We start from the raw sequence: 9,805 nt of genomic DNA on the forward strand, positions 1-9,805 counted from the left end.
GGACGAAGGCCCGGAACCTGGCGAGGTTCCGGGCCTTCGTCGTGGGAGCGAGGCTCACGCCTTGGTGAGGTCCTCGACCTCCTCGTCGGGCTCGCGGCCCGGAGTCGGCAGGTCGAACCTGACTATGGCGAAGCGGAACACCGCGTAGTAGATGGCACCGAACACCAGACCGATCGGGATGATCAGCCAGGGCCTGGTGGCGATGTTCCAGTTGAGGGCGTAGTCGATCACACCGGCCGAGAAGTTGAAGCCGGCGTGGACGCCCAGGGCCCAGGTAACGGCCATGGACACGGCGGTGAGCACCGCGTGGATGGCGTACAGCACCGGGGCGATGAACATGAAGGAGAACTCGATCGGTTCGGTCACACCGGTCACGAACGAGGTCAGGGCGAGCGAGATCATCATGCCCATCACGGCCTTGCGGCGCTCGGGGCGGGCACAGTGCGCCATGGCGATGGCGGCGGCCGGAAGGCCGAACATCATGATCGGGAAGAAGCCTGACATGAACATACCGGCGCTGGGGTCGCCGTGCAGGAAGCGGTTGTAGTCGCCGCTCCAGACGTGACCGGCCGCGTCCTTGAACGTGCCGAGCTGGAACCAGGCCACAGTGTTGACGAACTGGTGCATGCCGATCGGGATCAGACCGCGGTTCACCAGGCCGAACAGAGCCGCGCCGACGGCGCCGAGGCCCGTCATCCACTCACCGAAGTTGGTGATGCCCTTGCCGATGGGCTCCCAGATCAGGCTGAAGAAGACGCCGACCAACAGACCGACGAACGCCATGATGATCGGCACCAAGCGGCGGCCGTTGAAGAAGCCGAGCCAGTCCACCAGCTTGGTGCGGTGGTAGCGCTGCCAGAGGACAGCGGCGAGCAGACCCATGATGATGCCGCCGAGCACACCGGGGTTGTTGTACGTCGCCTCGACGATCACACCCTTCTCGACGTGCTGCTCGGTCAGCGGGAACGCCTTGAGCACCTTGTCGTAGACCAGGAAGCCGACCAGCGCGGCGAGCGCGGTGGAGCCGTCCGCCTTCTTCGCGAAGCCGATGGCCACGCCGATGCAGAAGAGCAGGGGGAGGCTGCCCGTGATGGCGCCGCCCGCCGAGGCGAAGACGGTGGCGACCCTGTCCCAGCCGAGCCCGTCCTTGCCGAAGATGTCGTCCTGACCGAGACGCACCATGATGCCCGCCGCCGGCAATACGGCGATCGGGAGCTGCAGGCTGCGGCCGACCTTCTGCAGGCCCTGGAACAGGCCCGATCCCCGCTTCTTCGCGGGGGCCGCCGAGGCGGTGGCGGTGATCATACGTCCTCCGTCAGTGATGGTCTACACCACCCAGTGGTGTAGACCTGTTTGTAGCACGATGCCCTCGGTATAAGGAACCCGTTGGATCAGCGACGGCGGAACTACTTTGAGTGCCCTCCGGGACCCGTGTACGGGGACCGTGGCCGTCGTGGAGGCTCCGGCCGGAGGAGCGGGTTGGCGGGCATCCGGGCGGTGGTGTAGACCAGTCTCCGGACGGTTCTCGTTCGGATCTCGTGCGGACCAGGGAGAAGGAACATGGCCACGAAGGCTGAGAAGATCGTCGCCGGGCTCGGCGGCATCGACAACATCGATGAGATCGAGGGCTGCATCACCCGCCTGCGTACCGAGGTCCACGACGCGTCGCTCGTCGACGATGCCGCCCTGAAGGCCGCCGGCGCCCATGGGGTCGTGAAGATGGGTACCGCCATCCAGGTCGTCATCGGCACCGACGCCGACCCGATCGCCGCGGACATCGAAGACATGATGTGAGCTTTCCGCTGACCGGCGGGCTCATCGGCACGAGGGGCTTCTCCCGGCGCGGGAGGAGCCCCTCGCGTCACTCCCGATAGGCTCACCCGCATGTCTCGAATCGACGGCCGCACCCCCGAACAGCTCCGCCCCGTCACCATCGAACGCGGCTGGAGCAAGCACGCCGAGGGCTCCGTCCTCGTCTCCTTCGGCGACACCAAGGTGTTCTGCACCGCCAGCGTCACCGAAGGCGTCCCCCGGTGGCGCAAGGGCAGCGGCGAGGGCTGGGTCACCGCCGAGTACTCCATGCTGCCCCGCTCCACCAACACCCGTGGCGACCGCGAGTCCGTCCGGGGCAAGATCGGCGGGCGCACGCACGAGATCTCCCGCCTGATCGGCCGCTCGCTGCGCGCCGTCATCGACTACAAGGCGCTCGGCGAGAACACCATCGTCCTGGACTGCGACGTCCTCCAGGCCGACGGCGGCACCCGCACCGCCGCCATCACCGGCGCCTACGTCGCCCTCGCCGACGCCGTCGCCTGGGCACAGCGCAGGAAGCTGGTCAAGGCGGGCCGCCGGCCGCTCACCGGCACGGTCGGCGCCGTCTCCGTCGGCATCGTGGACGGCGTCCCGCTGCTCGACCTCGCTTACGAGGAAGACGTGCGCGCCGAGACCGACATGAACGTGGTCTGCACCGGCGACGGCCGCTTCGTGGAGATCCAGGGCACCGCCGAGGCCGAGCCCTTCTCCCGCGAGGAACTGAACGCCCTGCTCGACCTCGGTGTGGCCGGCTGCGCCGAACTCACCGAGTTCCAGCGCGCCGCCCTCGCGCCGACCCTGCCCGCGTGAGGCAGGCCGGGTAGCCGGAACGGTAAAGGGAACACAAAAAACAGGCGGCCGTACGGGCAACCCCGCTTCTGCGGACGGCGTCTTGGACGGTACGGGCGCGCGGCTCGATCCCGCGCGCCCGGCCAGCCGTACCAGGGGAGGAACACCGCATGGCCGCCAGCCGCCGCCGAGGCCGTACCACCGTCATAGCCGCCGTAGCGGCCGCCACGTTCACCGTGGGCCTCACCACCGGCTGCGACGCCGTGCACAAGGCCCTGGACTGCGCGCGGACCGCCGACTCCATCGCCGACAGCGTCACCGGCCTCCAGCAGGCCGTGGAGAACGCGGCGAACGACCCGTCGCAGACCGACGCCTCCCTGGACTCCATCGAGAAGAACCTCGACAGGATCGGCGACCGGACGGACGACGCCGACGTCAACAAGGCGGTGGACGACCTGAACACGGCCGTCTCGGACATCCGGACCGCCGTCCGGAACGGCGACGACACCCCGGACATCTCCCCGGTCACCGACGCGGCCGGCGAACTCACCAAAGTCTGCACGCCGTAGCGCTCAGCGCCCGTCGCGGCGGCCCCGCCGGAGTTCGTGGCGGGCCTCGCGGCGGTCCAGGCGCTCCCGGCGGCGCTGCTCCTTCAGGCGCTGGCGCTCGGCCCGGGTGAGCTTGCGCTCCACACCGACGCCGCCCCAGAACGCGAACCCGCTGATGATCACGCGCGGCGCCCCCGGTTCGCCCGGCTCGTGCCGTTCGGGATGCTCGAAGCCGCCCATGATGCCGAAGCCGCGCACCACGACCTCGACCCCCGGCGGCACGATCACCTCAAGACCGCCCATCACGGCCACGCAGTTGATCTCGACCTCGCGGTCCGCGAAGTACGCCTCGCGCAGGTCGATCTCGCCGCCGCCCATGAACGCGAAGCAGGTGAACTTCTTCGGCATCGTCCAGCGCCCCTTGCGCTGGAACCCGGACAGCACCGCCACCGCCCCGGTCGACGTACCCTCGCCGCCGACGATCCTGGACGCCCAACTGCCGTCGTCGACCGGCTGCTTGGTGAAGGACACCGGGGGAGCGGGGATTCCGGTCGCGGGCAGGTCGAGGGTCAGCGGGGCCAGCTCGCCGTAGGTGCGGGCCCGGTACGCGGACTCCAGCCGCTCCTCGAACTCCGCCATGTCCAGGCGGCCTTCGGCAAGCCCGTCGCGCAGGATCTCGACGACCCGCTCACGGTCGGCGTCGGAGGCGCGGAGGTCCGGGACGGGACCGGGGGAGCGGCGGTCCGGGGCAGCGTCGTCGGTCATGACAGCAGACTACGAGACCGCCTTCTCCGCGTACATCTTGGCGATGACCGCCTCGATGTCGGGTTCGCGGACGGAGAGATCCACCAGCGGGTAGGCGGCCGCGAGATGGGCCACCAGGGGCGCCGCCGACTGCCCGGCCGGGAACGCCAGCCACTGCCGCGGCCCCTCCACCCGCACCACCCGCGCGGAGGGCACCTCGACCGGCGGCAACTCCCGCTCCAGGTCCACCACCAGGGTCCGTTCGCCGTCCCCGGCCGCGTGCAGCCCGGTCAGCGAACCGTCGTACACCAGGCGGCCGTGGTCGATCACCATCACCCGCGAGCACAACTGCTCGATGTCCGTCAGGTCATGGGTGGTCAGCAGGACCGTCGTGCCGCGCTCGGTGTTCAACTCCTTCAGGAAACCGCGCACTTTGGCCTTGGAGACGACGTCCAGGCCGATCGTCGGCTCGTCCAGGTACAGCACCTCCGGGTCGTGCAGCAGGGCCGCCGCGATGTCGCCGCGCATCCGCTGGCCGAGCGAGAGCTGCCGTACGGGGACGTCCAGCAGGTCGCCCAGCTCCAGCAGGTCGACACAGCGGTCCAGGTTCTCCCGGTAACGGGCGTCCGGGATGCGGTACATGCGGTGCGCGAGCCGGTAGGAGTCGATCAGCGGGAGGTCCCACCACAGGGTCGTACGCTGCCCGAACACCACCCCGATCCGGTGCGCCAGCCGGGTCCGCTCCCGCGAGGGGTCGATCCCGGCGACCCGGAGCCGGCCCGAGGTCGGGGTGAGGATGCCGGTCAGCATCTTGATCGTGGTCGACTTGCCCGCGCCGTTCGGCCCGATGTAGCCGACCATCTCGCCGCGCGCCACAGTGAACGAGATCGAGTCCACCGCCCGCACCTCCCGCCGCACCCGCTTGAGGAACCCCGCTCTCTTGCGCACCTCGAAGACCTTGCCGACCTTCTCCAGCGCGATGAACGCCTCGCCGTCCGCCATCAGTTCAGCTCCCCGTGCTCCGGTACGAACGCAGTCCCGCCCGCCAGGCCAGCCCGGCGAGCGCACAGCACACCAGCGCCACCAGCGGGGAGACGAACGCCGTCCACCCCGGCAGCCCCAGCGGATACGGGCGACCCAGCACATAGGCGGCGGGCACCCAGTTGACGAAGGCCAGCGGCAGTACGAACGTCACCCCGCGCACCAGTTCCGCGGTGAACACCGCCGGCGGGTACTGGAGCAGCGTCGTACCGCCGTAGGTGAAGGCGTTCTGCACCTCCGAGGCGTCCTGCGCCAGGAACTGGAACGCCGCCCCCGCCACGAACACCGCGCAGAAGATCCCGCAGCCGCCCGCGATCATCACCGGCATCAGCAGCAGCCTGGCCGCCGTCCAGTCCACCTCCAGCCGGCTCACCGACCAGCCCAGCACCAGCGCCCCCTGCGTCACCCGGCCCAGCCTGCGCAGCGCGAACCGGTCCGCCGCGACCTGCGCCAGCACCGGCGCCGGACGCACCAGCAGGGTGTCCAGCGTGCCGTCCCGCACCCGGCGCCCGAGCCGGTCCATCGAGCCGATCAGCAGGTCCGCCAGCCCGAACGCCACCCCGGACAGCCCGTACAGGAACGCCACCTCGGGCAGCGACCAGCCCGCCAGCGAGTCCACCCGGGAGAACATCAGCATGATCGCGACGAAGTCCAGGAAGGTCGCCGCGAAGTTCCCGAAGGCGGTCATCACGAACGACGCCCGGTACGCCATCGTGGAGCGCACCCACATCCCGGCGATCAGCCCGTACGCCCGCACCCCCTCCCGGACCCGGCCGTACTCAGCCACCCTGGACCACCACCCGCCGGGTCGCCGCCGACTGGAGCAGCCGCCCCGCGCCCAGCAGCGCCACCGCCCAGACGGCCTGGAACAGCCAGACGCCCAGCGGGTCCGCCCGGCCCAGCAGCACGTCCGCCGGCGCCTGGAGCAGCGCCGACCAGGGCAGCGCCCGGACCACCTCGCCGAGCGTGCCCGGGAAGACGTTCAGCGGCAGCAGCATCCCCGAGCAGAAGGTCCCCGCCAGCCAGGCGATCCGGGTGACCCCCGAGCCGTCCAGCAGCCAGAACGCGCTCAGCGCCAGCAGGTACCGGATGCCGAAGCCCACCAGCATCGCCAGCCCCACCGTCACCAGCAGGGCCAGCCAGGTGCCCAGGTCCGAGGGCAGGTACGCCGGGAAGCAGACCATCCCGAACAGGAACGGCAGCACCCCGCGCCCCAGCAGCTGGAAGCAGGCCCGGCCCAGATCGGACGCCAGCCACCACAGCTGGAGATCGGCGGGCCGGTACAGGTCCACCGCCACGTCACCCGTACGGATGCGTTCCATCAGCTCTTCCTCGACGCCCCCGCCACCGATCGCCAGCGTCGACAGCAGGGCCTGCCCGAGCCAGACGTAGGTCACGGCCTGCGCCTGGTCATATCCGCCCAAGTGGGGCCTGACGTCCCACAGGGCACGGTAGGTGCACACGATGATCAGACCGAAGACGGTGTTGGTGAACACCCCTGCCGCAGTGGCGGCCCGGTAGGTCGCGTACCGTCTGAATCCCCCTGCGGCGACGGCCACGTACAACCGTCCAGCGCCCACGCCGGTCCACCTCCTCGGACTGCTCGACACCGAAGCGCAGGAGCCTAGCCCCCGGCACCGCGAACGGCCACGCGTTTTCCGTGACCGAAGCGTGCCGGAATCCGGGAACGGTTCACCAGGTGCGAGAGTCTTCAAGCAGGGGGCGCAGAAGGCGTACGAGGCGTACGGGAACGTACGACGAAACAGGAGTCCGTGCACGACATGAGCGACGAGCCGCAGCCGCAGCAGCCGAACGAGGGCGGGGCGCGAGAAGAACCTCAGCCGGCTGAGGGGCCCGCAGCAGCGGAACCGCAGACGAAACCGGCGAAGAGTCCGGCCGCCCGCGAACCGGCGGAGAGCGGGAACAAGCCGGAGACCGGTAGCAGGCCGGAGCCCGGGAACAGGCCGGAGCCCGGGAGGAAGCCGGAGAGCGCGTCCGCGCGCGGCTCCGCGACCCCGGACACGCCCCGCCCGGCGGGACCCTCGGCCCCGGCCGGGAAGCCCGGCGCGGCGGCCCCGACGCCGGCCGGCCAGGGCACCCCGGCCGCCGAGGGCACCGGGAACCCGGCCAGGACCGGGCAGGCTCGCGCCGTGCCCGCCCAGTCCGGCGCCAAGGAGACCCCGGCGGCCGAGAGCACCCAGGTGCTGCGCCGGGTCAACGCGCCGACCGGGTCCGCGAAGCCCCGTACCGGTGGCGGGAAGCTGGAGCAGGCGGCCGAGAGCACCCAGGTGCTCCGGCGCGTCAAGGCCGGCCAGCCCCCGCCGGCGGAGAGCACGCAGGTGCTGCGCCGGGTCAACGCGCCCCGGTCCGGTGAGACCCCCGGGGCCGGCGCCGGCGCGCCCGCGTCTCCGGCGGCCCCCGCCGCCGCGGCGGGAGCGACCAGCGTCCTGCCCCGCACCCCCGCCGAGTCCACCGCGACCCCCCTGACGAGCGCGAACGGCGGCGACGGCGGCGCGGGCGACGGCGGCAGCGGAAGTGGAAGCGGCGGCAAGAAGCCCAGGCGCAAGCGCACCGGCTGGCGGCGGATCTTCCCCACCTGGCGCATGGTGCTCGGCACCCTCGTGCTGGGCGCGGTGGTGATCATCGGCCTGCTGTTCCTCGGCTACTCCATGGTGAAGATCCCCGCCGCCAACGCCCTGGCCATGAAGCAGGCCAACGTCTACCTGTACGCGGACGGCTCCCAGCTCGCCCGCGACGGCGAGATCAACCGGGAGAACGTCGGCCTCTCCCAGATCGCCAAGCCCGCCCAGTTCGCCATCCTGGCCGCCGAGGACCGCGACTTCTACACCGAGTCCGCCGTCGACCCCAAGGCGATGCTCCGCGCGGGCTGGAACACCGCCCTCGGCAAGGGCAAGCAGTCCGGCTCCACCATCACCCAGCAGTACGTGAAGAACTACTACCTGGCCCAGGAGCAGACGGTCACCCGCAAGGCCAAGGAGTTCTTCATCTCGATCAAGCTGGACCGGGAGAAGTCGAAGAGCGAGATCCTGGAGGGCTACCTCAACACCAGCTACTTCGGCCGCAACGCCTACGGCATCCAGGCCGCCGCCCAGGCGTACTACGGCCGCGACGCCATCGACCTCGACGCGCCCCGCGCCGCCTACCTCGCCGCGCTGGTCAACGCGCCCAGTGAGTACGACGTCGTGGCCCACCCCGAGAACAAGGCGTCCGCGCTCGCCCGCTGGAACTACGTGCTGGACGGCATGGTCGCCAAGGGCTGGCTGCCCCAGTCCGAGCGCACCGGCATGAAGTTCCCGATGCCGAGGAAGCAGACCGCCTCCACCGGCATGTCCGGCCAGCGCGGCTACCTCGTCGAGGCCGTCAAGGACTACCTCGCCGGGCACGACATCCTCACCAAGGAGCAGCTCGGCGCGGGTGGTTACCGCATCACGACCACCATCCAGAAGCCCAGGCAGGACGCCTTCGTCAAGGCCGTCGACGACAAGCTGATCTCCCAGCTGGACAAGAAGAACCGCAAGGCCGACACCTACGTCCGCGCGGGCGGCGCCTCGATCGACCCCAAGACCGGGAAGATCGTGGCGATGTACGGCGGCGTCGACTACGTGCAGCAGTACACCAACGGCGCGACCCGGGGCGACTTCCAGGTCGGCTCCACCTTCAAGCCGTTCGTGTTCACCTCCGCCGTGCAGAACGCCTCCAACACGCAGGACGGCCAGCGCATCACGCCGAACACGTACTACGACGGCACCAACAAGCGGGCTGTGCAGGGCTGGTCCGGCGCCAGCTACACCCCGGAGAACGAGGACCAGAAGTCGTACGGCCAGATCACCGTCCGCGAGGCCACCGACCTGTCGGTCAACGCGGTGTACGCGCAGATGGCCGCCGACGTCACCGGCGGCAAGGTCAAGGAGACGGCGGTCGCCCTCGGCATCCCCGCCGGCACCCCCGACCTCTACCCGTCGCCGTCCATCGCGCTGGGCACCGCCACCGCCAGCGTGCTGGAGATGACCGAGGCGTACGCCACCCTCGCCAACCACGGCCGGCACGGCACGTACACGATCATCGAGAAGATCAGCAGGGACAACGTCCCGGTCGACCTGCCCAGCCGCAGGACCAAGCAGGCCGTCAGCCGTGAGGCCGCCGACACCACCACCTCGGTGCTGAAGAGCGTGGTCGAGGGCGGCACGGCCACGGCCGCGCAGGCCGCGGGCCGTCCGGCCGCGGGCAAGACCGGCACCGCCGAGGAGGACACCGCCGCCTGGTTCGCGGGCTACACCCCCGACCTCGCCACGGTCGTCTCCGTGATGGGCCAGGACCCGGTCACGGCCAAGCACAAGTCGCTGTACGGAGCCCTCGGCGCGCCCCGGATGAACGGTGGCGGCCCGCCCACCGAGATCTGGGCGCAGTACACGCGGGCCGCGCTGCGCGGTCAGCCCGCCGCCGGCTTCGACCTGGAGCTCCAGGCCGGCGCCGACGTGGTGGCGCCCAGCACCCGGCCCTCCGCCTCGCCCGGCGGCGGCGTGGGCCAGGCCGACGCCGGCACCACCGGTGCCCCGACCCAGGGCACCACCCCGGCCGACGGCGGCCAGGACAACGGCGGTACGACCGGCGCCCCGGCCGAGGGCGCCACGCCGGCCGACCCGACCGCCGCGGGCGGTGCCACCGACGGCGGCGCGGGCGGCGGCCCGGCCACGGGCGGCGGTGAAACCGGCGGCCCCGCGACGGACGGTCCCGGGGGCCGGCCCGACCCGGACGTCACGGGCGGCGGCGCCGATGCCGGCACCGCCGGGCTGCCCGGCGGTTTCGTCGGCCCGTAGCCGAGCCATCTGCACGGAGAAGGGGCTGACGAC

Annotated in this window: 9 protein-coding genes; 4 read left to right on the forward strand and 5 right to left on the reverse strand. The window is 71.2% G+C overall.

Annotated elements, in window-relative coordinates; translation table 11 throughout:
• Positions 1-54: 54 nt before the first annotated feature.
• Positions 55-1,305, reverse strand: a complete 1,251-nt coding sequence (locus tag ACFWN1_RS28750; RefSeq protein ID WP_384368112.1) for a PTS transporter subunit EIIC — start codon at positions 1,303-1,305, stop codon at positions 55-57.
• Between the two features lie 255 nt (positions 1,306-1,560).
• Here ACFWN1_RS28750 and ACFWN1_RS28755 point away from each other — a divergent pair, with 255 nt between their 5' ends.
• The 3 genes from ACFWN1_RS28755 to ACFWN1_RS28765 all read left to right on the forward strand — a co-directional run bounded on the left by ACFWN1_RS28755 (position 1,561) and on the right by ACFWN1_RS28765 (position 3,170).
• On the forward strand, positions 1,561-1,794 hold the full coding sequence (locus ACFWN1_RS28755) for a glucose PTS transporter subunit EIIB (RefSeq protein WP_384368115.1): 234 nt from the start codon (positions 1,561-1,563) through the stop codon (positions 1,792-1,794).
• Positions 1,795-1,884: 90 nt separating this feature from the next.
• Positions 1,885-2,622 carry a ribonuclease PH gene (gene rph, locus ACFWN1_RS28760; RefSeq protein ID WP_384368118.1) on the forward strand — a complete coding sequence of 246 codons (738 nt, stop codon included), beginning with the start codon at positions 1,885-1,887 and terminating at the stop codon, positions 2,620-2,622.
• A 149-nt stretch (positions 2,623-2,771) separates the two neighbouring features.
• A complete protein-coding gene (locus ACFWN1_RS28765; protein WP_384368121.1) occupies positions 2,772-3,170 on the forward strand; it encodes a hypothetical protein in 399 nt (132 codons plus the stop codon).
• Positions 3,171-3,173: 3 nt separating this feature from the next.
• On the opposite strand, the gene ACFWN1_RS28770 is transcribed toward ACFWN1_RS28765, so the two are convergent.
• From ACFWN1_RS28770 to ACFWN1_RS28785, 4 genes are read right to left on the reverse strand one after another with little or no spacing between them, the layout of a single operon-like run.
• On the reverse strand, positions 3,174-3,914 hold the full coding sequence (locus tag ACFWN1_RS28770; protein ID WP_384368124.1) for a DUF1707 domain-containing protein: 741 nt from the start codon (positions 3,912-3,914) through the stop codon (positions 3,174-3,176).
• A gap of 9 nt (positions 3,915-3,923) precedes the next feature.
• Positions 3,924-4,895: an ATP-binding cassette domain-containing protein gene (locus ACFWN1_RS28775; protein WP_384368127.1), complete on the reverse strand. Its 972-nt coding sequence runs from the start codon at positions 4,893-4,895 to the stop codon at positions 3,924-3,926.
• Positions 4,896-4,899: 4 nt separating this feature from the next.
• Complete coding sequence (locus ACFWN1_RS28780; RefSeq protein ID WP_384368133.1) at positions 4,900-5,664, reverse strand: ABC transporter permease; 765 nt, start codon at positions 5,662-5,664, stop codon at positions 4,900-4,902.
• A gap of 49 nt (positions 5,665-5,713) precedes the next feature.
• Complete coding sequence (locus ACFWN1_RS28785) at positions 5,714-6,514, reverse strand: ABC transporter permease (protein ID WP_384368130.1); 801 nt, start codon at positions 6,512-6,514, stop codon at positions 5,714-5,716.
• A 903-nt stretch (positions 6,515-7,417) separates the two neighbouring features.
• Between ACFWN1_RS28785 and ACFWN1_RS28790 the strand changes: the two genes are divergently transcribed.
• The gene (locus ACFWN1_RS28790; RefSeq protein ID WP_384368136.1) at positions 7,418-9,772 is read left to right on the forward strand and encodes a transglycosylase domain-containing protein; all 2,355 of its coding nucleotides are present in this window, start codon (positions 7,418-7,420) and stop codon (positions 9,770-9,772) included.
• Positions 9,773-9,805 lie beyond the last annotated feature (33 nt).

The organism is Streptomyces sp. NPDC058459, assembly GCF_042721685.1.
Taxonomy (GTDB): Bacteria; Actinomycetota; Actinomycetes; order Streptomycetales; family Streptomycetaceae; genus Streptomyces.